General features: G+C 68.9%; 21 protein-coding genes. 7 read left to right on the plus strand and 14 right to left on the minus strand.

What is annotated here, in order from left to right:
- Positions 1-64 precede the first annotated feature (64 nt).
- The 3 genes from HMPREF0975_RS09160 to HMPREF0975_RS09170 form a co-directional block, all read right to left on the minus strand.
- Positions 65-1414 (minus strand): class II 3-deoxy-7-phosphoheptulonate synthase, encoded by a 1350-nt coding sequence (locus HMPREF0975_RS09160; protein WP_232212500.1) that lies wholly within the window; start codon positions 1412-1414, stop codon positions 65-67.
- A 123-nt stretch (positions 1415-1537) separates the two neighbouring features.
- Positions 1538-2767 carry a pyrophosphate--fructose-6-phosphate 1-phosphotransferase gene (locus HMPREF0975_RS09165; RefSeq protein ID WP_009233871.1) on the minus strand — a complete coding sequence of 410 codons (1230 nt, stop codon included), beginning with the start codon at positions 2765-2767 and terminating at the stop codon, positions 1538-1540.
- A 149-nt stretch (positions 2768-2916) separates the two neighbouring features.
- Entirely contained in the window at positions 2917-3627 is a 711-nt protein-coding gene (locus HMPREF0975_RS09170; RefSeq protein ID WP_021608691.1) for a CPBP family intramembrane glutamic endopeptidase, read from the minus strand.
- Between the two features lie 122 nt (positions 3628-3749).
- On the opposite strand from HMPREF0975_RS09170, the gene HMPREF0975_RS09175 reads away from it, so the two are divergent.
- Positions 3750-4589, plus strand: coding sequence for a PaaX family transcriptional regulator (locus HMPREF0975_RS09175; RefSeq protein ID WP_009233873.1), 840 nt, complete (start codon positions 3750-3752; stop codon positions 4587-4589).
- Positions 4590-4618: 29 nt separating this feature from the next.
- On the opposite strand, the gene HMPREF0975_RS09180 is transcribed toward HMPREF0975_RS09175, so the two are convergent.
- A complete protein-coding gene (locus HMPREF0975_RS09180; protein ID WP_009233874.1) occupies positions 4619-5500 on the minus strand; it encodes a lysophospholipid acyltransferase family protein in 882 nt (293 codons plus the stop codon).
- Between the two features lie 189 nt (positions 5501-5689).
- On the opposite strand from HMPREF0975_RS09180, the gene HMPREF0975_RS16685 reads away from it, so the two are divergent.
- Positions 5690-6730: a DEDD exonuclease domain-containing protein gene (locus tag HMPREF0975_RS16685; RefSeq protein ID WP_009233875.1), complete on the plus strand. Its 1041-nt coding sequence runs from the start codon at positions 5690-5692 to the stop codon at positions 6728-6730.
- Between the two features lie 35 nt (positions 6731-6765).
- Positions 6766-7398: a hypothetical protein gene (locus tag HMPREF0975_RS16690; RefSeq protein ID WP_009233876.1), complete on the plus strand. Its 633-nt coding sequence runs from the start codon at positions 6766-6768 to the stop codon at positions 7396-7398.
- A 46-nt stretch (positions 7399-7444) separates the two neighbouring features.
- On the opposite strand, the gene HMPREF0975_RS09190 is transcribed toward HMPREF0975_RS16690, so the two are convergent.
- Positions 7445-7888 carry a hypothetical protein gene (locus HMPREF0975_RS09190; protein WP_009233877.1) on the minus strand — a complete coding sequence of 148 codons (444 nt, stop codon included), beginning with the start codon at positions 7886-7888 and terminating at the stop codon, positions 7445-7447.
- Positions 7889-8068: 180 nt separating this feature from the next.
- Between HMPREF0975_RS09190 and HMPREF0975_RS09195 the strand changes: the two genes are divergently transcribed.
- Positions 8069-8692, plus strand: a complete 624-nt coding sequence (locus HMPREF0975_RS09195; RefSeq protein WP_034471712.1) for a superoxide dismutase — start codon at positions 8069-8071, stop codon at positions 8690-8692.
- Positions 8693-8795: 103 nt separating this feature from the next.
- Here the strand turns inward: HMPREF0975_RS09195 and HMPREF0975_RS09200 are convergent, their stop codons facing one another.
- The 4 genes from HMPREF0975_RS09200 to HMPREF0975_RS09215 form a co-directional block, all read right to left on the minus strand.
- The gene (locus HMPREF0975_RS09200) at positions 8796-9827 is read right to left on the minus strand and encodes an FKBP-type peptidyl-prolyl cis-trans isomerase (protein ID WP_009233879.1); all 1032 of its coding nucleotides are present in this window, start codon (positions 9825-9827) and stop codon (positions 8796-8798) included.
- A 50-nt stretch (positions 9828-9877) separates the two neighbouring features.
- A complete protein-coding gene (locus HMPREF0975_RS09205; RefSeq protein ID WP_009233880.1) occupies positions 9878-10270 on the minus strand; it encodes a HesB/IscA family protein in 393 nt (130 codons plus the stop codon).
- A gap of 241 nt (positions 10271-10511) precedes the next feature.
- Entirely contained in the window at positions 10512-12170 is a 1659-nt protein-coding gene (locus tag HMPREF0975_RS09210; protein ID WP_198009165.1) for an ABC-F family ATP-binding cassette domain-containing protein, read from the minus strand.
- Positions 12171-12218: 48 nt separating this feature from the next.
- Positions 12219-12875, minus strand: a complete 657-nt coding sequence (locus HMPREF0975_RS09215; RefSeq protein ID WP_009233882.1) for a hypothetical protein — start codon at positions 12873-12875, stop codon at positions 12219-12221.
- 442 nt (positions 12876-13317) lie between these two features.
- Here HMPREF0975_RS09215 and HMPREF0975_RS09220 point away from each other — a divergent pair, with 442 nt between their 5' ends.
- Positions 13318-15429 carry a glucose PTS transporter subunit IIA gene (locus tag HMPREF0975_RS09220; protein ID WP_009233883.1) on the plus strand — a complete coding sequence of 704 codons (2112 nt, stop codon included), beginning with the start codon at positions 13318-13320 and terminating at the stop codon, positions 15427-15429.
- A 114-nt stretch (positions 15430-15543) separates the two neighbouring features.
- On the opposite strand, the gene HMPREF0975_RS09225 is transcribed toward HMPREF0975_RS09220, so the two are convergent.
- From HMPREF0975_RS09225 to HMPREF0975_RS09240, 4 genes are all read right to left on the minus strand, one after another.
- On the minus strand, positions 15544-16416 hold the full coding sequence (locus tag HMPREF0975_RS09225; RefSeq protein ID WP_009233884.1) for a TrmH family RNA methyltransferase: 873 nt from the start codon (positions 16414-16416) through the stop codon (positions 15544-15546).
- A gap of 144 nt (positions 16417-16560) precedes the next feature.
- Positions 16561-17877, minus strand: a complete 1317-nt coding sequence (locus tag HMPREF0975_RS09230; protein WP_009233885.1) for an SPFH domain-containing protein — start codon at positions 17875-17877, stop codon at positions 16561-16563.
- Between the two features lie 171 nt (positions 17878-18048).
- Entirely contained in the window at positions 18049-18513 is a 465-nt protein-coding gene (locus HMPREF0975_RS09235; protein WP_009233886.1) for an NfeD family protein, read from the minus strand.
- Between the two features lie 92 nt (positions 18514-18605).
- Positions 18606-19427, minus strand: coding sequence for an ABC transporter ATP-binding protein (locus HMPREF0975_RS09240; protein WP_009233887.1), 822 nt, complete (start codon positions 19425-19427; stop codon positions 18606-18608).
- A 115-nt stretch (positions 19428-19542) separates the two neighbouring features.
- On the opposite strand from HMPREF0975_RS09240, the gene HMPREF0975_RS09245 reads away from it, so the two are divergent.
- The gene (locus tag HMPREF0975_RS09245; protein ID WP_009233888.1) at positions 19543-20277 is read left to right on the plus strand and encodes a hypothetical protein; all 735 of its coding nucleotides are present in this window, start codon (positions 19543-19545) and stop codon (positions 20275-20277) included.
- 46 nt (positions 20278-20323) lie between these two features.
- Here HMPREF0975_RS09245 and glgA read toward each other — a convergent pair whose 3' ends face one another.
- Positions 20324-21553, minus strand: coding sequence for a glycogen synthase (glgA, locus tag HMPREF0975_RS09250; RefSeq protein WP_009233889.1), 1230 nt, complete (start codon positions 21551-21553; stop codon positions 20324-20326).
- 395 nt (positions 21554-21948) lie between these two features.
- On the opposite strand from glgA, the gene glgC reads away from it, so the two are divergent.
- A complete protein-coding gene (glgC, locus tag HMPREF0975_RS09255; RefSeq protein ID WP_009233890.1) occupies positions 21949-23193 on the plus strand; it encodes a glucose-1-phosphate adenylyltransferase in 1245 nt (414 codons plus the stop codon).
- Positions 23194-23235: the final 42 nt, after the last annotated feature.

Here is a 23235-nt window from a genome sequence, read left to right on the forward strand (position 1 = left end):
CCCTGCGCCGGGCGTCGTCTGGCCATACCGGTCCGGTGGGCCGGGCGGCTCCCGCCGGGAACCTTCAGCCCTTGAGCATCTCGGCGATCTCGAAGGCGACTTCGAGGGACTGCTGGTGGTTGAGGCGCGGGTCGACGAGGGTCTCGTAGTGCTCTGCCAGGCCGGCCTCGTCGATGTGCTCGCCTCCGCCGAGGACCTCGGTGACGTCGTCGCCGGTGAGCTCGACGTGGATGCCGCCGGGCACGGTGCCAAGAGCGCGGTGGACCTCGAAGAAGCCGCGGATCTCGTCGAGGATCGTCTCGAAGCGGCGGGTCTTGTAGCCGTTGTCCGAGGTGATGGTGTTGCCGTGCATGGGGTCGGTGATCCAGGTGACGGGGCGCCCGTCGGCGCGCACGGCCTCGACCAGTGCCGGCAGGGCCTGGCGGATGCGGCCCGCGCCCATGCGGGTGATGAGGGACAGGCGCCCGGGGACGCCGTCGGGGTTGAGCCGGTCCATGAGCCGGACCACATCGTCGGGGGACGTGGTGGGGCCGACCTTGACGCCGACGGGGTTGTGGACGCCGGCGAGGATGGCCACGTGGGCGCCGTCGGCCTCGCGGGTGCGCTCCCCCACCCACAGCATGTGGGCGGAGGTGTCGTAGAGGCGCCCGGAGCGGGAGTCCTCGCGGATCATGGCGTCCTCGTACTCCAGGAGGAGGGCCTCATGGGCGGCGTAGAAGTCGACCTGGCGCAGGGCGTCAAAGTCGACGCCGGCGGCCTCCATGAAGCGCATGGCCCGGTCGATCTCCTCGGCGAAGGACTCGAAGCGCTTGTAGGCGGGGTTGGCGGTGAAGCCGCGATTCCAGGAGTGGACCTCGCGCAGGTCCGCGTAGCCGCCCATCGTGAAGGCGCGGATGAGGTTGAGGGTGGTGCCCGAGCGCAGGTAGGCGTCCAGCATGCGTGTGGGGTCGGGGATGCGGGACTCGGGGGTGAACTCGTGGCCGTTGACGGAGTCGCCGCGGAAGGAGGGCAGGGTGACATCGCCGCGGGTCTCGGTGTCCGAGCTGCGGGGCTTGGCGTACTGGCCGGCCATGCGGCCGACCTTGACCACGGGCGTGGAGGCGCCATAGGTCAGGACCGCCGCCATCTGAAGGATGGTCTGGACCTTGAGGCGGATGTTGTCGGCCGTGTTGTGGGCGAAGGACTCGGCGCAGTCCCCGCCCATGAGGACGAAGGCATCTCCGGCGCTGGCCTGGGCGATGAGGTCACGCAGGGAGTCCACCTCGCCGGCGAAGACGAGCGGGGGCCGGCGACGCAGGTCCGCCACGACGCCGGCCAGCGCGACCTCATCGGGGTAGGCAGGCTGCTGGAGGGCGGGCAGATGACGCCATGCGGGGGCCTGGGCGCCCGTGCGGGCGGCGGAGAGCTCGTTCATCACGCCTGCCAGCATAGGCCAGTCGGGATATTGCCCAGAATCGGCGCCGCATCGCGAAACAGAGCGGCCGGCGCCGTCTCAAGGACGGCACCGGCCACAGTGCTAGGGGATTCAGGCTCGGCCTCAGTGCTCGGGGGCGACCTCGGCGGGCTCGACCTTCTGGCCCAGCTCGGCCATGAGGTCGGTGAACCAGCCCTGGGTGATGTCGAAGGGCTTGGCGCCGGCGATGCGCGGGAAGGCGATCGCGGTGAGCTCGTCGTTGTTCTCCTCGTCCTGGCCGATGACGCCGGACTCGCCGCACAAGGCGCAGTCGACGGCCAGGTCGCACATCTTCTTGATGAGGGCGAGGTCCTCGGCGTTGGCGTGGGCGGCGCGCGAGTAGTAGCCGGACTTCTGGACCATGACCTTCTCAGCGCCGATGAGCTCGGCGAACTGCTTGGCGAACCACTGGCCGGGGTTGATGGTGTCGAGCTTGACGTGGCCGAAGGGGTCGCGCTGGACCTCTTGGCCGGCGGCCTCCATCTCCGCGATGATTTCGGGGACGCCGGCGCCCTCGGACAGGAAGATGTTGACGTTGCCCTGCTCGTCCATGATGGCCTTGAGACGCTTGGCCTCGGCGGCAATGTCGAGCTTCATCTCGGGGACGAAGACGGCGTGGACGTCCCAGCGCTCCTTGGTCAGGCCGAGGGAGGGGGCCCACTGCTTGGTCTGGAGCAGGTCGTGGTAGCGGCGGGCGGTCTCGGCGGTGAGGTAGCCGCAGTTGCGGCCCATGCACTCGTGGACGATGAGCATGCGGGGGTTGGAGCGGTGCTCGCCGATGACGTTGAAGGCGAAGCCGGCACCCTCGTCGGCCGCGGTCCAGGCGCCCAGGGACTGGCGGATCGGGACGACGTCGTTGTCGATGGTCTTGGGCAGACCGACGACGGTGAGCTCGTAGTCGTTCTCGTGGAGGTAGGCGGCCAGGTCGGCAGCGGTGGTGTTGGTGTCATCGCCACCGATGGTGTGCAGGACGTCGACGCCGTCCTTGCGCAGCTGCTCGGCGGCGAACTCCAGGGGGTTGACGCCCTCCTTCACCAGGCCGCGCTCGACGAGGTTCTTGGCGTTGGTGAGCTTGACGCGGGAGTTGCCGATCGGGGACCCGCCGAAGTCGCGCAGGATGCCGGCGTTCTTGCGGGCCTCGTCGTCGATGACGATGTAGTTGCCGGTGAGCAGGCCGTGGTAGCCGTACTGGTAGGCGATGATCTCGACCTCGGGAGCGACCTGCGTGTAGCGCTCGATGAGGTCGCCGACGGCGGCGGACAGACAGGGGGCGAAACCGCCAGCGGTGAGCAGGGCGACGCGACGAATCGACATCGGGAACCTTTCGGGTTGTGGGTACTCGGGGTCAGCGCCCCGGCCGGATCGGGCGGCACGAACCGCACCGGGCGTCAGTCTACGTGCCATCGGCGGCGGCTGACAGGGACCGACGGGGATGGATTCAGGCGAGGGCATGTCCGGAACAATCAACCGGCGCCGACTCCGTAGAGGACGCCCTGCATGAGGGCAGGGTCTCCCAGGAAGTGAGCCATGGCGTGAGCGATATAGACGGGGGTGAGGCTACGGCCTCCGTAGACGTAGATGACTGAAAGGACTCCGAAGAGAACGAAGGAGGAGACCATATAGGAGGGCCAGACGCTGTGCCCGACGACGCCGTGGTACACGGCCATGATTCCCGCCGTCACCACGATCTGAATGATCCTGGAGGTACCGCAGCGCGCCAGCCGGTCCAGAATGAGCCCGCGCACCGCGATCTCCTCGGCAAAGGCCAGCACGAGGCCGATAGCCATCATGATCGGCCGTTGCCAGGGGAAGGCCAGCGGATCCCCGCCTCGCATGTAGCTCATCGTGGTCCAGGCCAGCCCGTAGACGACGGCGATGACGATCACCGGCATCCGGACGGGACGCCCCCACCCCAGCTCGACTATGCCCTCGCCCTGCCGACGCTGGCGCCAAAAGACGAAGCCGATAACGGCCAGGCAGCCAATCAGGAACACGACGTCGAGGACGAGGGTCGCGTTGAGGCTTGTTCCCCAGCGGTCGTAGATCGATTGGGCTCCGAGGAAGAAGCACGCACCGCCGAGCACCGACCACAGGACCACCACGGCGAGTCCCACCTCTCGCCATGCCACAGCTCTGCTCAGGGGCGGACGTTGCAGATCCGGCGTCAACATCATTCATATCCTTCACGTTTCGTTGCATTGAAGAAGTCAATCGTAGAGGATGGACACGGTCTAGCACACGTCCTTCGGGGCCGCCTGTCGGTACCGGCAGCGTCCGGCGGGAGACAATGACTGACATGACCTCACCCCAGCAGCCGGATGAAGACCCGTTCCACGGGACGTCTCGCGCCCGCACGACGACGGTGGGCTTCCTGTTCGGCCTGGCCGAGGCCCGTGAGCTTCCCGGCCCCTTCATCATCGAGGCGCTGCAGAAGCTCGGTCTCACAGCCTCCGGAGCACGCTCCTACATGACGCGAGCGCTCAAGGAGGGACGACTGACCAGCCGCAGGCAGGGCCGCACATCCCTCTACGCGATGACGGGCGACTACCTGGAACGATTCAACGCCATCGAGCGCCGTTTCACCGTGGAACCGGTTTGGGAGGGGTTCTTCCACTCGGTTGTCTACGACCTGCCGGAGTCTCGCCGCTCGGAGCGCGACGGCCTGCGCGCCGCGGCGTTCGCTCATGGATGGGGTTGTCCGCGTCCTGGTCTGTTGATCGGCGTGGATCCACCCGGCGCGTGGGCGCGGGACGGCTGGCGGGGCCGATTGAGCGTGGATCTGGAAACGGCTCGGCAGATGGTGGCGGCGAGCTGGGACCTCGATACCGCCGCCACCCGTGTAACTCGGACCGTCGCCCATCTGCGCACCGAATTGGAGCGCACGGACACCGGCAGTCCATCAGGAGGGCGGGCAACACCGACGACGACCTGGGAGCCGCTCGTCCGTGCTCATGATCTTATGAGCGAAGCCACCTACCTGTGGGGTCTCCTTCCTCGCCTACCCCGCGAGCTCTTACCAGGGGGATTCCCGACGTCGGACCTGGACTGGCTCGGCGCCCAGCTCTCCGGTCAGCTCATGTCCGATGGCGTATCCGCCGCCCGCACCCTGCTCGCCGCACACCCCGACGGCCGGTGAGGCGCCGTCCGGGAACGCGATTCCGCGTTCTAGCCCTCGGTGCCGGGCTCGGCCTCGTCGTCGAAGGCCTTGTCCTTCTTCTTGTCCTTGCCGCTCTTGTCCTCGGGCGGCTCGGGCACGGAGACCTCAGGGGCGGGGCGGCCACCGGGCGCGGCCACGGGCGCCACCGAGGGCCGGGCCTGCGCCTGGGCGGCGAGCATCTCGGCCACAACCTCCTCAGCGGTCTTCTTGTCCGTATCCATGGCCTTCTTGACGTCGGCGGCGTAGAGGTCCACGTACTCCTGACCGGAGAGCGCCATGAGGGCGTACATGATCTCGTCGGTGATGGAGCGCAGCACGAAGCGGTCGTTCTCCAGGCCCTTGTAGCGGGAGAAGTCCAGCGACTCGCCGATGACGATGCCCACGCGATGGCGGGTGGAGGGGATGGCCTTGCCGATCGGCTGGGCCAGGTTGGAGCCGATCATCGCCACGGGCACCACGGGGGCGCCGGTGGCCAGGGCAATACGGGCTACGCCGGTCTTGCCGCGGTAGAGGCGCCCGTCGGGGCTGCGCGTGCCCTCGGGGTAGATGCCGAAGAGCTGCCCCGAGCGCAGGCGGTCGATGCCGGCCTGGAGCGCCGCCTGAGATGCCTTGCCGCCGGAGCGGTCCACAGGGATGGTGCCCACCGTCTTCATGAAGTTCTTCACCGCCCAGCCCTTGACGCCCTTGCCGGTGAAGTAGTCGGCCTTGCCGATGAAGGCGACTTCGCGGTCCACCAGCAGAGGCAGGAAGAAGGAATCGATAACCGCCAGGTGGTTGGAGGCCAGGATCGCCGCGCCCTCGGTGGGAATGTTCTCCTCGCCGCGGATCCAGGGCTGATAGAGCATCTCCAGGGCCGGGCCGACTGTTGCCTTGATGGGTCCGTATCCCACGCGGGGCCTCCTGTGATCTGCTGACTGGGCGACCACCACACGTTCCTGCACCATCGGAGACGGACGGCACCGGAGCCGGCGGTGCCGCTCGGGTATGGGGATGATTCTAGGGTGCTTCCCACCTTGCTCGCACCGACTTCCCGACTGGTGAAGACGATGCATGTCACTGCCGTCCTCTAGCCTGCGACCGTGAGCACCTCCAGTTTCCCGAACGCCGTGAGTGCCGCTAGCACAGTGGGCACTGACCGTGTCGGGACCCAGGTGTCCTTCGCCGACATGGGCACGCCCCTGGAGCGGGCGACCTTCGTCGTCGTGGACCTGGAGACCACCGGCAGGGCGCCGGGCGCCCGTGCGCTCACCGAGATCGGGGCCGTCAAGGTGCGCGGCGGGCGGGTGCTGGCGGACTTCTCCACCCTGGTCAATCCCGGCGTCACCATCCCCGCCCAGATCACGATGCTCACGGGCATTACCAACGCGATGGTCGCCGGGGCTCCTGGCGTGCGCGCCTGTATGGAGGCCTTCCTGGCCTGGGCGGATCTGCCCGCCGACGACGTCGTCCTTGTGGCCCACAACGCACGCTTCGACGTCGGTCACCTGCGCGGCGCCGCGGCGGCCCTCGGCCTGGAGTGGCCCGAGCCCTGCGTGCTGGACACGCTGGCGCTTGCCCGCAAGGCGTGGACGCGAAGCGAGGTCCCCAACCACAAGCTGGGGACGCTGGCGGCCTTCGTGGGCTCCCGGACCCGCCCCACGCACCGGGCCCTGGACGACGCGCACGCCACCGTGGACGTCCTGCACGCGGCCCTGGAGGTCATGGCGCCGCTGGGCGTCACGCACCTGGAGGACCTGACCACCGCCTCCGACCCGGTCCCGGCCAGGCGCCGCGCCAAGCGCCGCCTGGCCGACGCCCTGCCCAGCGGCCCCGGCGTCTACCAGTTCCGCTCGGCGGCCGATCAGGTGCTCTACGTGGGCAGCGCCGCCGACCTCAAGCGTCGGGTGCGCTCCTACTTCACCGCCTCCGAGAAACGCCGCAAGGTGGCGCAGATGCTGGACACGACGGTGAGCGTGCGCCATATCGCCACGCCCACGCTCATCGAGGCGCGGGTGCGCGAGCTGCGGATGATCGCCGAGCTCGACCCTCCGGTCAACCGGCGCTCGCGGGCTCCGCGCCGCCGGCCCTGGCTCCACCTGGCCCAGGGCTCAGGTCCGGGCGCCGAGCCCGGCTGGCGCTGACGACCGTTCTGCCCACCGAGGAGGTCGGCTGTGCCGTGGGGCCCTTCGCCTCGCGCAACCGAGGGCAGGAGGCCCTGCGCGCCGCCGAGTCGGTGCTGCGTCTGCGCCGCTGGGACGGCCACGAGTTGCGCCGGGTACGAAGCGACGACGTCCCGGCCGAGTTTGCGGAGGCGCTGGCCTGTCTGTCGGGCGAGGTCGATCTGGTAGCCACTCCCCTGCTGGAGCGCATCGCGGCGCTGTCGCAGGCCGAGCGCTACGAAGAGGCAGGGGCCTGGACGAGTCGTCTGCGCTGCCTGTTACGCGGAGTGGCGTGCGCCGAGCGGGTGCGGCCCCTGCTGGCCTGCCCTCATCTCATGGCAGCCAGAAGGCGCGAGGTCGGCGGCTGGGAACTGGTGGTGGTGCGCTGGGGCGTGTTGGCCGGCTCCATGACGACCGCCCCGGGAGCCGACCCGCGTCCCGCCGTCGAGCTGCTGCGCGCCAGCGCCCGGGTCATCGAGAAGCCCGGCCGCGTCGGCGAGACGGCGAGCATCGAGGAGACCGTCCTGCTGGCCGACTGGGTCTTGGACGCCGGGGCGCGCATCGTGGAGGTCGACGGCGATCCCTCGGTACTCGCGTGGCCGGTCGGCGCGGCGGCCCGCCACCGCAAGGTCCTCACCTCCGAGGACTGATGGCGCCACGCGTGAGCCAACCACCGCCGCGTGGCCGGCGTCCGACTCAGCCAGCCGGGGTGACGGTGCCGCGGCGGGCGGTAAGGGCCTTGGCGACGCCCTCCTGGAGGCTCAGCGGGTCCAGGGGGCGGGGCACGACGACCTCGGCCTTGGCCCAGGCGGCCAGCCAGTCGTCCTGGGGTCGGGCAGTCAGCAGCACGACGGCGGGGCGCTCCTCGAGCTCGATGAACAGCTCGTGGGCCAGGCCCATACCGCCGAGCTTCTTGGCCTCGGCGTCCAGGACGAGCGCGTCGAAGGGGGGCTGGTCCTTCTTCTCGCGGTCCTTGATGGCCATGCGCACACCCTCGGCGGTGGCCGCCTCGGTCCAGGTCACCAGCGGCAGGCCCTTGGCCGGTCGGCGCCCGACGCCGTCGATGACCTCCCGGCGCACGGAAGCGTCGTCGGAGAAGACGAGGAGCTCGAGGCGGGTGGAAGCAGCCTGGTCGGTCATGGCGGATCCTTCGTGGACGAGTGCGGACGGCAGTGTTTCCGCGGTCAGTGTAATCACACAGAGGCTCACTACCCCTCTTCCAGCCCTCGCGTCTAGCATGAACCGTGTTCAGGACTTCAGTCCTATGAGCCCTGCTAAGTCGGGACTGGAGCCATGTCACCCACCGAAAGGCAGTCCTTGATGGCCGTGTACACCCTTCCCGAGCTCCCCTACGACTACGCCGCGCTGGAGCCCCACATCTCGGGCAAGATCATGGAGCTCCACCACGACAAGCACCACGCCGCCTACGTCGCCGGCGCCAACGCCGCCCTGGAGGCCCTGACCGCCGCCCGTGAGGCCGGCGACCTGGGCGCGATCAACCTGTGGGAGAAGAACCTCGCCTTCAACTTGGGCGGTCACACCAACCACTCCGTCTTCTGGAAGAACCTCTCCCCGGCCGGCGGTGGCCGGCCCGAGGGCGAGCTCGCCGAGGCCATCAAGGACGCCTTCGGCTCCTTCGAGAAGTTCCAGGCCCAGTTCACCGCCACCGCGCTGGGCATCCAGGGCTCGGGCTGGGCAGTACTCGCCTACGACTCGGTCTCCGGCGGGCTCGTCATCTTCCAGCTCTTCGACCAGCAGGGCAACGTGCCCGTGGGCACCATCCCGCTGTTCATGGTGGACATGTGGGAGCACGCCTTCTACCTCGACTACCTCAACGTCAAGGCCGACTACGTCAAGGCCGTCTGGAACATCGCCAACTGGCAGGACGTCGCCGAGCGCCTGGCCGATGCCGTCGCCAGGACTCAGGGACTCATCGTCCGTTGACGCTCATCTTCGGCAGCGCACCATACGGACTGTGGCCCGCCCCCTTCCTTCACGGGGTGCGGGCCACAGTTGTGTTGTCTGGCGGACGCCTGCGCGGATCGTGCTAGAGGACTTTCTCCACGTCCATGACGTAGGCCGACGCTGGTGTCCCCTGCTGCTGGCCTGTTGCCTGAGTCGGAGGTAGGAGGACCACGATCCGGGATCCCTCCGGGACGCCGATCAGTCCCGGCAGCGTCTGCTGCGCCTGGGCCATGCTGATCGTCTCGGCGGCCTGCTGTTCCCAGGTGTTGGAGGGGCGGGAGCCGTCCCAGAAGTTTCCGGCCACGTTCATCATGATCGTGGAGGACTCCGTGATGGCGGGACCGGAGCCGCGGGCCAGCACGATGATCTCAGACTGGGTCGGCTGGGCGGCATCGGCGCCGATGGAGATCGTCGCCGGCTGACCGAGCTCCCCGCTGACCGTCATGCCGCGCTGGCTGACGGCCTCCTCGCCCTCCATCGTGGCCGTGGCCGAGGATCCGGAGATCTTGCTGCTGGCGCCGTCGACGATCTCGACGACGAACACGAGCGTCCCGGCCGGGTTCTGCCGCTTCTGTGCACCACCTGCCTGGGCGGCCTGAGCGTCCTGGGCCGCTTTGTTGCCATAGGCGAGCTCAGGAGGGATCGACATGACCACCCGGTCGCCCACGTGATGACCGGCCAGGCCGCACTTCCACCCCTGGATGACGTTCTCAAGGGGGAAGGCGACCGGGGCGCCGGTTTTGAAGGAGGTGTCGAAGGGCTCTGCGCCGTCCCACTGCCAGCCCGTGTAGTGGGCCTTGACCGCGCCGGCGGCGTCGATCTCGGCTCCCGTGCCTTGCGTCAGCGTCTTGACGGTGAGGTTCTTGGGCGCCTGGGCGCCCTTCTTCCAGGTCACGGTGGGCTGTGCGCCGGCGTCGCCGCCGATGGTCGGCAGCGACTCGGAGTCGGAGTCGATCGTCAGAGTCGAGCAGTCCACGGGCGTCGTCGCCGCCGGAATCGGGGTCTCGGAGGCGGATGCCTTGGAGGCCGACGACGAGGACGACCCCGAGCATCCGGCCAGCGCGAGGCAGGCGGCCATGGCCAGGGCGGTCAAGCTGAGGGGTGTGCGACGCACATGAGCTCCTTGTTTGACGGAGGGTCTGCTCGGGAAGGATCGGGAAGGATTCAGTGGAAGGACTCGCCGCAGGCGCAGCTTCCGGCGGCGTTGGGGTTGTCGATGGTGAAGCCCTGCTTCTCGATGGTGTCGGCGAAGTCGATGGTGGCGCCCGACAGATAGGGCACGCTCATGCGATCGACGACGACCTCGACGCTATCCATCTCACCGCCCGCTGTGGGGAAGGCGCGCACGGCGTCGCCGTCCAGGAGCCGCTCGTCGAAGTAGAGCTGGTAGACCAGGCCGGAGCAGCCGCCGGGCTGGACGGCCACGCGCAGGCGCAGGTCGTCGCGCCCCTCCTGGATCAGGAGGCTGGCGACCTTCGCGGCGGCGGTCTCGGTGAGGACGACTTCGTGCTCCGGGGCCTCGGTGTCAGTGGGGTTGGTCAGGGCGGTCTCTGCCATGGTCATCTCCTGGTCTGGTATGCCTACGTGTGTCTGCGGCGCTCCGTGTGGCGCCACGGAGGGGCCTGCGGCGGCTCTCCTGACGAGAGCCCTCAGGATCCACTGGAGCCAACACTCCATCCGGATGCCTTGTTCCTGGTGACAACCCTACGCGGTTCCCACGCCGGGACTTCAGTGACGGGACTCACTGTGTCCGACGGCGTCCAATCATCCGAAACGGGCGAGGCGGACATCGCCCGTCTCAGGCCAGGGCCACTAGCTCCAGGTACTCCGGCCCCCACAGGTCCTCGTCGCCGTCGGGCAGCAGGAGGACCCGGTCAGGACCCAGGGCTTCGACGGCGCCCTCATCGTGGGTGACCAGGACGACCGCTCCGGCGAAGGTGCCAAGGGCTCCCAGGATCTCCTCGCGGCTGGCGGGATCGAGGTTGTTCGTGGGCTCATCGAGCAGGAGGACGTTGGCGCTGGAGACCACGAGCATCGCCAGGGCGAGGCGGGTCTTCTCCCCGCCGGAGAGGACCCGGGCGGGCTTGTCGGCGTCCGCCCCGGAGAAGAGGAAGGAGCCCAGGACGCTGCGCACCTGGGTGTCGTCCATGCCGGGGGCGGCGCGGCGCAGGTTCTCCACGACGGTAGCCTCGGTGTCGATGGTCTCGTGCTCCTGGGCGTAGTAGCCGATCTTGAGGCCGTGGCCGGGGATGACCTCGCCGGAGTCGGGCTCCTCCACTCCGCCGAGCAGGCGCAGGAGCGTCGTCTTGCCGGCGCCGTTGAGGCCCAGGACCACGACCCGGCTGCCACGGTCGATGGCCAGGTCCACCCCGGCGAAGACCTCCAGAGAACCATAGGCCTTGGACAGGCCCGCGGCGCGCAGAGGAGTCTTGCCGCAGGGTGCGGGGTCGGGGAAGCGCAGGTGGGCGACCTTCTCCGCCGCGGCCTCGTCCTCCAGCTCCGCCATGAGGCGCTCGGCCCGTTTGAGCATCTGCTGGGCGGCCACGGCCTTGGTGGCCTTGGCCCTCATCTTCTCCCCCTGGGCGCGCAGGGCCGCGGCCTTCTTCTCGGCGTTGGCGCGCTCGCGACGCCGTCGGTGCTCGTCGTCGGAGCGCTGTTTGAGGTAGGCGTCCCAACCCAGGTGGTAGACGTCGAGGACCCCGCGCCCGGCGTCGAGGTACATGACCTGGTTGACGGTGTCGCGCAGGAGTTCGACGTCGTGGCTGATGACGATGAAGCCCCCGGCGTAGGTGCGCAGGTGGTCGCGCAGCCACAGGATCGAGTCGTGGTCGAGGTGGTTAGTGGGCTCGTCGAGCAAGAGCGTGTCGGGCTGCTGGAACAGGACCCGGGAGAGCTCGACCCGACGGCGCTGGCCGCCCGAGAGCGTCCCGATGGGCTGGTCGAGGACGCGGTCGGGCAGGCCCAGGGCGGCGCTGATGCGGGCGGCCTCCGAGGCGGCCGCGTAGCCGCCGGCCATGGTGAACTCGTGGTCCAGGCGCGTATAGCGGTCCAGGGCTTTGGCCTGGGCCTCGCCCTCGGTGATGGCGATGCGCTCCTCGGCTTTGCGGATGCGGGCTAGGAGCGCGTCGATGCCGCGGGCGGACAGGATGCGGTCGCGGGCGATCTCGCTCAAGCCGCCGACCTTGGTGTCCTGGGGCAGGTAGCCCACCGAGCTCGTGCAGGTGATCGTGCCCTCGTGCTCGACGGCTTCCAGCCCGTGGCGCTCATCGGCGTCGTTGACGGCGCGTCCGGCCCCCTGCTCCACGGAGGCGGCGGCAAGCAGCTTGGTCATGGTCGTCTTGCCGGCGCCGTTACGGCCCACGAGGCCGATGCGCATCCCCTTGTCGACCCTGAAGCCGGCGTGGGCGACGAGTTGGCGGGCACCGATACGCAGGGTGAGGTCCTGGACATTGATCACGCGCGCCATCGTACGGGCCCACCGCTACCGCCCACCGCAACGGACCTATCAGTCCCACCACATCCACCAGCCGACCCCGCCGCCAGCCCACTCGGGGCGGGTGCGCACGATGTCGTCCGGAATGTACCGGGCGTCGAGGTCGTATCGCTCCTTGACCCGCTCCCACAGGGCGGAGCACTGACAGGCGCGGCTGTGCTCGGCGAAGACCTCATAGCCCTGCAGGTCGGGGTCGGCGATCCACAGGGCCTCGGCGCTCAGACGCTCGTCGTCGCGCTGGGGGCCGATCCCGTAGCCGGACAGGCGCACCCGCCCATCGGCACGAGCGCAGGCGGTCAGCATCGACTCCAGGCTCGGGGAGAGGTTCTGCCGGTCGGCCAGTGCCGGGACCGGGAGGCGAGCGAGCAATTCGGCCGCCGTGGCGGCATCCATCCCGCGGAAGGGCACGTAGTCGCTCGTCGGGGCGCCGACGGCGTCCACGCGCAGCGCCGTCTCCCCCGGTAGGCGGCGCGGAGCGTCGAGCCAGGGCTCCAACAGGGGCCACAGGCCGATACGCACAGTCCAGCCCGGTGGGCCGTACAGGCGCTCTGAACCGGTCGCACCCGTCGGGGGCGGAACGGGAGGCGGAGTCGCGGCGGGCGGGCGGACGGGAATGGTCGATGCGATCGCGGGTGCCGGCGACGATGCCAGGGACGTCTGTGCGCTCATGTCGAGCTCCTTCACTTGAGACGGGTCGTGCTCCCAGCGTGCGAATACCGTTCAGTCGGCGCACCCGCTGGCCCGGGCGGCTGTGCCTAAAGGAAGCCTCATCTGCACGAATTGACGTCCGTGGACCCCCGGGTGCCGCAGGCTCACGAGCGTTGATCGTCTCGGGCGGGGCAGGCCATTGGTTCGAGGTGCTCATCCCCCGACCGGTCGAGAGCACCTCGAACCGGCGTCGCGCCGGAGACTGGCACCTACTGGACGGATTCTCGCCTTTCGGTTCTGGGCCGTGAGGCAGTAGCCTCTTCCCCAAGCACCTCCGCTGCACCTGCGCAGCACTGAAGGTGACAGATCCCCCCACCACCGAGAGCGAGCCCACCGAGGACCCGGAGCGCACCGGCGTGCATCCACCGTCGTCGTCCACCTCGCTCAGTAGGAAAGGGCCCGAATGGCAACCACGACCTCAACCCCTGAGGCAATCCTCGACGCCGTCGGCGGCGCCGAGAACATCATCCATTTCACCCACTGCGCCACCCGACTGCGCTTCGAGCTCAAGGACGCCTCCAGCATCGACAAGGCGACCGTCGAGGCCATCCCGGGCGTCATGGGCGCTGTCCCCCAGTCCGGAGACCGCTACCAGATCGTCATCGGTGGTGCTGTACAGAGCGTGTACGACGAGATCAACAACCTCCCGGCAATGAAGAGCCAGGGTGGTTCCTCGGGCTCGGGACAGTCCGACGCCGATGTCAAGGCGGCCGCTCGGGCCAAGGCCCGTGGCAAGAACGCCCTGGTCGACGCCTTCTTCGAGTACCTCTCGGACTCCTTCCGTCCGCTGCTGCCGGTGCTGCTCGGCGCCTCGCTCATCATCGCCGGCCTTGCGGTACTGGATTCGTTCGGCGTCATCAATGCCAGTGACCCAAACCTTACGGCCGCAGACAAGCCCGCCGCACAGGTCTTTGCGGAAGCCATGTTCAAGTCGGTGTTCCACTTCCTGCCCATCATGGTGGCCTACAACGCCGCCAAGAAGCTCAACATCGACCCCTGGGTCGGCGCTGCGGTCATGGCGGCGCTTATGACGCCTCAATTCCTTGACCTCAACAAGGCACTGGGAACGACCTGCACCCACAACGCCACGTTGGACAAGGACCTGTGCGTCGCACATATCGCGGGCGTCCCCATGCAGCTCAACGACTACAGCGGCCAGGTCTTCGTTCCCCTCATGATGGTGGCCATCTTGGCCCTGGTCTACAAGGGGCTGGCCAAGCTCATTCCCTCTAACGTGCAGATGGTGTTCGTTCCGTTCTTCTCCTTCCTCATCATGATGCCGATGACGGCCTTCATCATCGGTCCAGCAGGTATCTGGGTCGGTACCGGCCTGGGATCCGCACTGGCGTGGCTCAATACGAGCGCCCCGATCGTCTTCGCGATCGTCATCCCACTGCTCTACCCGTTCCTGGTGCCGCTGGGTCTGCACTGGCCACTCAACGCCATCATGCTGGCCAACATCAGCTCGCTGGGCTACGACTTCATCCAGGGCCCCATGGGCTCGTGGAACTTCGCCTGCTTCGGCGCCACCGCCGGTGTGCTGGTCCTGGCCATTCGTGACAAGGACAAGGTCATGCGTCAGACGGCCTCCGGCGCCCTGGCCGCCGGCCTCTTCGGTGGCATCTCCGAGCCAAGCCTCTACGGTATCCATCTGCGCTTCAAGCGCATCTACCCGCGTCTGCTGGCCGGCTGTCTCGTGGGCGGTCTCATCACCGGTATCGGCGGCGGTATCAAGGCCTCTACCTTCGTGTTCAGCTCACTGCTGAGCATCCCGGTCTTCAGCCCCATGGCCCTGTACGCCATCGCCATCGCCGCAGCCTTCGCCACCTCGATGACTCTCATCATTCTCACGGACTACCGCACCAAGGAGGAGCGGGCCGAGGCCCGTGCGGCTGTGGCCGACGCTGAGGCCGCCGAGGTCTCTGCATCCGCCCCGGCTGAAGCCGCCGAGGAGCCCGAGGACGACAGCACCGCCTCGGCTGCTACTACTGAGGAGGGCGACCGGACCGCCAAGGCCCCCACGCCCAAGCCGGCCCTCGTTCCCGGCGCGGTCACCGAGATCGCCTCGCCGCTCAAGGCTACGACCATGGAGCTGGACAAGGTTCCCGACCCGGTGTTCTCCTCGGGCGCCGTCGGCCAGGGCGTCGGTCTGGAGCCCGAGGGCGACATCGTCGTCACGGCTCCAGCCGATGGCACCGTCGTCGTCGCCCCCTCCTCGGGGCACGCCTTCGGCATCACCCTGGACAATGGCGTGGAGATCCTCATCCACGTGGGGCTGGACACCGTCAACCTGGAGGGCAAGGGCTTCGACGTCAAGGTCTCCCAGGGCGACCGCGTCAGCGAGGGCCAGGAGCTGGTGCGTGTGGACCGCTCCGTCATCGAGCAGGCCGGCTACCCGCTGACCACGCCGGTGCTCATCACCAACACCGCCTCCTTCGCCTCCGTCGAGGTCGTCGGTGGCGACTCGGTGGAGCCCGGTGACGCTCTCATCAAGGTCACCGCGCCCGAGGCCTGAGCCTTCAACGCCGCCGGTCTGATCGGCCGCTGATACGACGTCGGGGCCGGATCCGTCAACGTACGGATCCGGCCCCGACGCGTCGCCTCCGCCCGTCACCGGCAGCGCAGCAGGTCAAGTGCCAGGTCGTGGCAACCGCAGCGCCCAGAAGGCCACGGCCGCGGCGGCCGCCACGTTGAGGGAGTCCACTCCCCCGGCCATCGGGATGCGCACCACCTCGTCGGCCGCCGCGATCGTCCGGCGGGACAGCCCGTCGCCCTCCGTGCCCAGGACGACGGCGACCCGCGAGTCCGGGGCCGTACAGGCCGGTGAGGCCGCGAATTCGTCCAGAGCCACCGACTTCTCCGACAGCGCCAGGGCCGCCACGGTGAAGCCCTGCGCGTGGAGCTCGTCCATGGCGGGCCAGCGCTCGATCCGGGTCCAGGGGACCTGGAAGACGGTACCCATGGAGACGCGCACGCTGCGCCGGTAGAGCGGGTCCGCGCAGCGCGGGGTGACCAGGACGGCGTCGATCCCCAGAGCCGCCGCGCTGCGGAAGGCGGCCCCCACATTCGTGTGGTCCACCAGGTCTTCCAGGATGGCGACCCGTCTGGCGCCCGCTCCCCCGCGGGCGGCCGATAGCAGCTTGGGGACGGCGGCGAGCTCGGGCCGGTTCATGGCGGCCAGCGCCCCGCGGTGCAAATGGAATCCGGTGATGGACTCCAACACCTCCTCGGAGGCGACGAAGACGGGCACCTCCCCGCCGTCGTCATGTCCTCCGCAGCCAACTGCGGAAGCGATGACCGGGCGCATCTCATCGAGGTGGCGCGGGGCCATGAGGAAGGAGCGCGGGGCGTGCCCGGCGGCGACGGCCCGCGTGATGACCTTGGAGGACTCGGCCATGTACAGGCCGCGCCGGGTTTCCAGCCGGCGGCGCAGCGCCACGTCCGTCAGCCGGGTGTAGTCCGCCAGACGCTCATCGGCGCCATCGGCCAGCTCAATGATCATCGCCCGTCACCTTCTGGGGCTTTCCCCGCTCAGCACAGCAGTACGGCGGGAAGAATAGGCCGATCCGCCTGGATCACCTAGTCTTCCCGCCGCAGCGTGCCGTGAGGCTCACCTGAGGCCGGTGGCCGACGTCAGGGATGTGTCTCAGGCCCCGTAGGGTCCCTGGGGCGCACCGGGAGGCGTGCCGTAACCGGGCTGGGCCTGGATCCCGTAGCCGCCGCCCCTCGGAGGCACGGTGGTGCCGGGTTGACCGGACTGCTCAGCGGGTCCGGCCGCGTGGCTGCCGTGTGCGGAGTGATTCCCCTCGACGCCGTCGGAGGTCGGGACGGTCACCGTCGCCCCGTCGTCCGCGTCGGCGGCGGGAGGCTTCGGAGCGGCACTCCCCTTGGGAGCGGGCTCCTCACTGGCCTCCTGGGAGGCCGACTCGACCTCGCCGCGAGCCTGGGCAAGGGCCTCCTCGGGGGCCTGGAGGCTGGTGCTGGCCAGGTCCGAGGCGATGCCCAGGTCGAGCTCACTGCCTGAGAGGTCAACACCGGCACTGGAGTCGTCATCGCCGTCGGAGCCGCTCGGGCCGCCACCGGGACCGCCGTCCTTGCCACCGCCGAGGGCGCCGGCAATCCCGTCGAGGGCCGCGGTGAACTCAGTGGGCACGATCCACATCTTGGAGGAGGAGCCGTTGGCGATCTTGGGCAGGGTCTGGAGGTACTGGTAGGCCAACAGCTTGGAGTCGGCGTTACCGCGGTGGATGGCGTCGAAGACCTGGAGGATGGCGCGGGACTCACCCTGGGCTTTGAGGATCGCGGACTGCGCCTGACCCTCGGCGCGCAGGATCGCGGACTGCTTGTCACCCTCGGCAGTGAGGATCTGGGACTGCTTGACGCCCTCGGCCGTCAGGATCGCGGCGCGGCGATCGCGCTCGGCGCGCATCTGCTGCTCCATGGAGCCCTGGATGGAGGCGGGCGGGTCGATGGATTTCAGCTCAACGCTGTTGACGCGGATGCCCCAGCGGCCGGTGGCCTGGTCCAGGACGCCGCGCAGCTGCCCGTTGATCTGGTCGCGGCTGGTCAGCGTCTGCTCCAGATCCATGGAGCCGACGACGTTACGCAGCGTGGTGACCGTCAGCTGCTCGATGGCCTGCAGGTAGTTGGAGATCTCGTAAGTGGCGCGCGTCGGGTCGGTGATCTGGTAGTAGACCACCGAGTCGATGCTCACGACGAGGTTGTCGGAGGTGATGACCGGCTGGGGCGGGAAGGAGACGACCTGCTCGCGCATGTCCATGACGTTGCGCACCCGGTCGACGAAGGGCACCAGGAAGTGGAGCCCCGCGGTGTAGGCCGCCTGGAAGCGTCCCAGGCGCTCAACGATGATCGCGGTGCTCTGCTTGACGATCCGCACCGCCCGAAAAATGATGACGATGACCAGCAAAGCCAGGAGAAGCAAGGTGAAGGAGATGACGGGCACGAGTTTCCTCCTGCGGGGTTGAACGGGTGGTCAGGGCGGCTGCGAACCGCCCACGGTAACTGATGAACTAGTAGGGTACGGGCGCACGGATGTAACGCCATCGATGCCAACACAGTAGGACACCGCCAGAGGGGTCGAAACCGCTTCGGACTTCTCGGGCGGATCTCGCTGTCAGGACCCGGAGGTATCAGCGGGTGTAGTCGCCGGGGCGACGACGGCCACGGCCCCGTCGATCTGGGTGACGGTGACTCGGGCTCCGGCCTCCAGACGCCCCGTCCCCTGAGCGCCGGGGGCGAGGCGGGCGCTCCACTCCTCGCCTCCTAGGCGGACCCGCCCACCGCCGTCGTCCACTGCGGTGATGGTCGTGGCCGGCCGGCCGATGAGGGCATCGACGTTGGTCTTCATCTGGGGTGTGGTGGCCGCCAGACGCCGCTTGGCCCAAGGACGTACGGCGAAGAGCAACAGGGTGGAGATGCACCCGAAGACCACCACCTGGGCCCACAGAGGACCGCCGAGGAAGGCCGTCAGTCCTCCTCCCAGGGCGCCACCGGCGATCATGAGGAAGGTGAGATCGGCGGTTACCGTCTCAACGACGACGAGGAGCAGAGCCCCTCCGATCCAGAACAGCCATTCCATGTGAGCCTCCTGATGAACGCGGTTGATGAGTCGTGGCCCGGTATGGGCGGAATTATGGTGCGCTTCGGCGCGGCCGATCGTGCTCGGTGACGTCAGCCCCGGGCCTCGGCGACGCGCCTGCCGTGACCGCGCCGCAGGCCTCGGGCGGTGTATCGGCCGCGGTCGTGGGTGACCTCCAGCGGCATGCCGAAGGTCGCACTGATCGTGTCCTCGGTGAGGACCTGCTCCAGCGGTCCGGAGCCCACGACCTTCCCCTCGCGCAGCGTGAGCGCGTGGGTGAAGCCCTCCGGGATCTCCTCGAGGTGATGGGTCACCAGGATCATGGAGGGCGAGTCCGGCGAGGAGATGATCTCCGTGAGCGCGGACAGGAGCTGCTCGCGGCCGGCCAGGTCCAGACCCGAGGCCGGCTCGTCGAGGAAGAGCATCTCCGGGTCCGGCATGAGGGCGCGGGCCAGCTCGACGCGCTTGCGCTCCCCGGAGGACAGCGTCCCCCAGAGGCGGTCGGCCAGGTGCCCTGCGCCCAGGGCGCCCAGCAGGGCGTGGGCGCGCTCCAGGTCGAAGTCGTCGTATTCCTCGCGCCAGCGCCCGATGCGACCGTAGGAGGCCGACAGGACCACGCCCAGGACCCTTTCACCGCCCTCGATACCGGCGGCCAGCGCCGAGGATGACAGACCAATGCGAGGATGGAGCTCGGAGACGTCCACGCGCCCGAGCCGCTCGGAGAGGATGTCCACCGTCCCGGAGGAGGGGAAGAGCCTGGCCGAGGCGATCCTGGCAATCGTGGTTTTGCCCGCACCGTTGGGCCCCAGCAGCACCCAGTGCTGGCCCTCCTCCACGGTCCAGTCGACGTGACGGAGGATCTGGTTGCTGCCGCGGTGCAGCGAGACGTCGTCGAGGTGCAGGACACTGGTCATGAGTCGATCCTATCGTGCTACCGGCGTCACACCGGGCAGATGAGGGGCGGCCGGGCGGGACCGGTCCCCATTCGGATCCGGGCCGGAACGCCGCCATTCACTATGGTGGAGTCCCGTGGAGCCCCTCAACCTGCCCGTGAGCATCGTGCTGGCCCTGTGGGCACCGGTCCCCTCTTCTCACGGGCTGTTGCTCGTTCAGGGACCCGACGGCGTCCATGACGTCATCGGCGCCGCCTCCGACGGTATCGATGCGTCGATCTGTTCCGCAGATGATCCCGAGCGCGTCGGCCTGGAGCAGTGGCTCGCCGGTGCCCGCCCGCTCACCCGGGTGACGGCGGTCCTCCCCTCCCCCATCTCCAGCGCCGGCGCCTGGGGCATCGTCCCGGACATCGAGGAGGGCGTCGTCGTCGAGGGCGCGACCGGGCGGGTGCTGCTGGTGCCCGAGGGCTCCGGCGCCTCCGTGGCCTGGCGGGCCGAGCCGATGGCCAGCCCAATGCCGCCGTTGGATGCCGCCCATGCCCGCAGGCGGGTGCACGCCGCCACGGAGGAGGCGATCGACTCGCTCATCGAGCTCGACCTGGCCCGCGAGCGCCCGGAGATGGCTGATGCGCTCAACGATCTGCTCACGGCCGTGGTGGAGCCGAGTCTCATTCCTCCCTGGCTGTCTGGGCGTAATAGGGAGCTGCTGGAGCGCTCTTTGCGGCTGGCGGAGATCTGCGAACTTGCGCTGGGTGACGACGGCGCGGCCATGACGGCCCTCCAGGCGCAGCGGCGTTCCGGTGTCCTGCGCCCGCTGCTGGCGGTGGCTCGCCACGGCGCCGCGGCGGCCACCGAGTGGTGGGCCCGATAGAGGGGCCGTATTACTCGGTGGTGTGGCCGGGCGGGAACCGTCCCGTTCAGCCCTGGGCCAGGACCCAGTTGTAGACTTCCATGGTGCGCTGAGCGATGGCTTCCCAGGCGAAGTGCTCCTCGACGCGGCGTCGGGCGGCCTTGCCCATGGTCTTGGCGGCCTCGGTGTCGGTGACCAGGGTGGTCAGGCGCTCGGCCAGGTCGGCCTCGAAGCGGGCCGGGTCGATGGGGGTGCCGGTGCCGTCCTGGACCTGCTCGATGGGGACCAGGAGGCCGGTCTCGCCGTCGACGATGACGTCAGGGATGCCGCCGGTGGCTGAGCCGACGACCGGCAGGCCCACGGCCATGGCCTCGAGGTTGACGATGCCCAGGGGCTCGTAGACCGAGGGGCACACGAAGACGTCGGAGGCGGCCAGCACGGCGATGAGCTCGGGGCGCGGCAGCATCTCCTCGATCCAGACCACGCCGGTGCGCTTCTCGCGCAGGCCGGCCACGAGGCCCTCGACCTCGGCCTTGATCTCGGGGGTGTCGGGGGCGCCGGCGCACAGGATGACCTGGACGTTGGCGGGCAGCTGCTCGCAGGCGCGCAGCAGGTGGGGAAGGCCCTTCTGACGGGTGATGCGTCCGACGAAGACGACGGTGGGTCGGTCGGGGTCGATGCCGAGCCGCTTGAGGGTGGCGGCGGCCGCGGCGTCGGCCTCCTCGCCCTGCGGGTGCTTCCAGGCCTCGAGGTCGATGCCGTTGTGGACGACCTTGACGCGCTCGGGGTCGACGGCCGGGTAGGAGCGCAGGATGTCCTCGCGCATGCCGTTGGACACGGCGATGATGCCGGAGGCGGCCTCGTAGGCGGTCTTCTCCGCCCAGGAGGACAGGGCGTAGCCGCCGCCGAGCTGCTCGGCCTTCCAGGGGCGCAGGGGCTCCAGGGAGTGGGCGCTGATGACGTGGGGGACGCCGTGGAGCAGGCCGGACAAGTGACCGGCGAGGTTGGCGTACCAGGTGTGGGAGTGGACGAGGTCGGTTCCCTCGGTGCCCTGGGCCATCTCCAGGTCGACGCCGAAGGTGCGCAGGGCTGCATTGGCGCCGTCGAGCTCGGCGATCTCGGGGTAGCCGGTGACGCCGTCCTCGGCGCCCTCGGTGCCGGGCTCGCGAGGGCCGCCGAAGGCGTGGACGCGGACGTCGGCAAGGGGGCGCAGAACCTTGGCGAGCTCGTTGACGTGGACTCCGGCGCCGCCGTAGATGAAAGGTGGGTACTCCTTGGTCAGCAGGTCGACCCTCATGGGTGTGCCTCTCCTCTGTCTGCTGGATGGACTGACCGCGCCTTCCTCGGCGCAGGACGGGCGCCTGCGGTGGAGCGGGCGCCACATCCGACGGTATACGTACACCGGACCGGGTGGGACCGTTCGACGCCGGTGGTTTCCACCGAACTCTCGCGTATGGAACCTTCGGAGGACTGAGACGGGGGCGGATCTAGATCGAAGGTCCGGGTCAAGGATCAGCCCCTCGTCCTCCTCCGAGGCTCTGTCAGGGTCGCCAGGCTCAGCTGTACCCGCCAAGACCGGCGAAGATGCGCCCCGCCCGCCCCCTCGGGCAGCGGCGGCGGCCGGCTCGGGATTGGTCCGAATTGTGATCTGTTTGTCCCCGCAAGTGCCCTAAGCAACGTAAGGTAGGCCACATGGCTCAACCTCGCGTACTCGCAATCGTCCTCGCCGGCGGTGAGGGCAAGCGTCTCATGCCCCTGACCGTCGACCGCGCGAAGCCCGCCGTTCCTTTTGGCGGCATCTACCGGCTCATCGACTTCTCGCTGTCCAACATGATCAACTCCGGCTTCCTCAAGGTCGTGGTGCTCACCCAGTACAAGTCCCACTCGCTGGACCGCCACATCTCCAAGACGTGGCGCATGTCCGACATGCTGGGCAACTACATCGCCCCGGTGCCGGCCCAGCAGCGCGTGGGCAAGCACTGGTTCCTGGGGAGTGCCGATGCGATCTACCAGTCCCTCAACCTGCTCGACGACGAGCGGCCCGACTACGTGGTCATCACCGGTGCGGACAACATCTACCGCATGGACTTCTCCCAGATGCTGGATCACCACATCGCCTCCGGGCTGCCCTGCACCGTGGCGGGCATCCGTCAGCCCCGGTCCCTGGCGGACCAGTTCGGCGTCATCGAGACCGACCCGTCCGACCGGGGCAAGATCAAGGCCTTCGTCGAGAAGCCCAAGGAGACCCCCGGCCTACCGGACTCCCCCGATGAGGTCCTGGCCTCGATGGGCAACTACATCATGAACGCCGACGCGCTCCTTGAGGCCGTCACGGTGGACGCCGCCGATGAGTCCTCCAAGCACGACATGGGCGGCAGCATCGTGCCCTGGTTCGTGAACCAGGGTGCGGCGGGCGTCTACGACTTCAAGGACAACGACGTTCCCGGCTCCTCCGAGCGCGACCGCGACTACTGGCGCGACGTGGGGACCGTGGACGCCTTCTTCGAAGCGCATCAGGATCTCATCTCGGTGACGCCCGTGTTCAACCTATACAACGACCGCTGGCCGCTGTTCGCCGGGTACCAGGCGGCGATGCCTCCGGCCAAGTTCGTCTACGGGCACCACGAGCGTCTGGGGCACGCGGTCGACTCGATCGTCTCGCCGGGCGTCATCGTCTCCGGCGGTGAGGTGATCTCCTCGGTCCTGTCCCCCGGCGTACGAGTCAACTCCTGGTCCTCGGTGCGCGAATCGGTCCTCATGGACGGCGCCGAGGTCGGCCGTAACACCGTGGTCAACCGCGCGATTCTGGACAAGTACGTCCGGGTCGAGGAGGGCGCCATGGTGGGTATCGATCCCGAGCACGACCGTGAGCGCGGCTTCACCGTGACCGAGTCCGGCATCACGGTGGTGGCCAAGGGGCAGGTCGTCACCCGCTGATCCGAGCGGCCTCCAGGCCCGTCTCCTCAAAGCAGCTGCGCC

The sequence above is a fragment of the Actinomyces sp. oral taxon 849 str. F0330 genome, assembly GCF_000239715.1.
GTDB classification, from domain to species: domain Bacteria; phylum Actinomycetota; class Actinomycetes; order Actinomycetales; family Actinomycetaceae; genus Actinomyces; species Actinomyces johnsonii.

Bases quoted from the DNA above. Each gene is read 5' to 3' on its own strand.
- HMPREF0975_RS09160 (WP_232212500.1), bottom strand. From the start codon at position 1,414: ATGAACGAGCTCTCCGCCGCCCGCACGGGCGCCCAGGCCCCCGCATGG.
- HMPREF0975_RS09165 (WP_009233871.1), bottom strand. From the start codon at position 2,767: ATGTCGATTCGTCGCGTCGCCCTGCTCACCGCTGGCGGTTTCGCCCCC.
- HMPREF0975_RS09170 (WP_021608691.1), bottom strand. From the start codon at position 3,627: ATGATGTTGACGCCGGATCTGCAACGTCCGCCCCTGAGCAGAGCTGTG.
- HMPREF0975_RS09175 (WP_009233873.1), top strand. From the start codon at position 3,750: ATGACCTCACCCCAGCAGCCGGATGAAGACCCGTTCCACGGGACGTCT.
- HMPREF0975_RS09190 (WP_009233877.1), bottom strand. From the start codon at position 7,888: ATGACCGACCAGGCTGCTTCCACCCGCCTCGAGCTCCTCGTCTTCTCC.
- HMPREF0975_RS09195 (WP_034471712.1), top strand. From the start codon at position 8,069: ATGGCCGTGTACACCCTTCCCGAGCTCCCCTACGACTACGCCGCGCTG.
- HMPREF0975_RS09205 (WP_009233880.1), bottom strand. From the start codon at position 10,270: ATGGCAGAGACCGCCCTGACCAACCCCACTGACACCGAGGCCCCGGAG.
- HMPREF0975_RS09215 (WP_009233882.1), bottom strand. From the start codon at position 12,875: ATGAGCGCACAGACGTCCCTGGCATCGTCGCCGGCACCCGCGATCGCA.
- HMPREF0975_RS09220 (WP_009233883.1), top strand. From the start codon at position 13,318: ATGGCAACCACGACCTCAACCCCTGAGGCAATCCTCGACGCCGTCGGC.
- HMPREF0975_RS09225 (WP_009233884.1), bottom strand. From the start codon at position 16,416: ATGATCATTGAGCTGGCCGATGGCGCCGATGAGCGTCTGGCGGACTAC.
- HMPREF0975_RS09235 (WP_009233886.1), bottom strand. From the start codon at position 18,513: ATGGAATGGCTGTTCTGGATCGGAGGGGCTCTGCTCCTCGTCGTCGTT.
- HMPREF0975_RS09240 (WP_009233887.1), bottom strand. From the start codon at position 19,427: ATGACCAGTGTCCTGCACCTCGACGACGTCTCGCTGCACCGCGGCAGC.
- glgA (WP_009233889.1), bottom strand. From the start codon at position 21,553: ATGAGGGTCGACCTGCTGACCAAGGAGTACCCACCTTTCATCTACGGC.
- glgC (WP_009233890.1), top strand. From the start codon at position 21,949: ATGGCTCAACCTCGCGTACTCGCAATCGTCCTCGCCGGCGGTGAGGGC.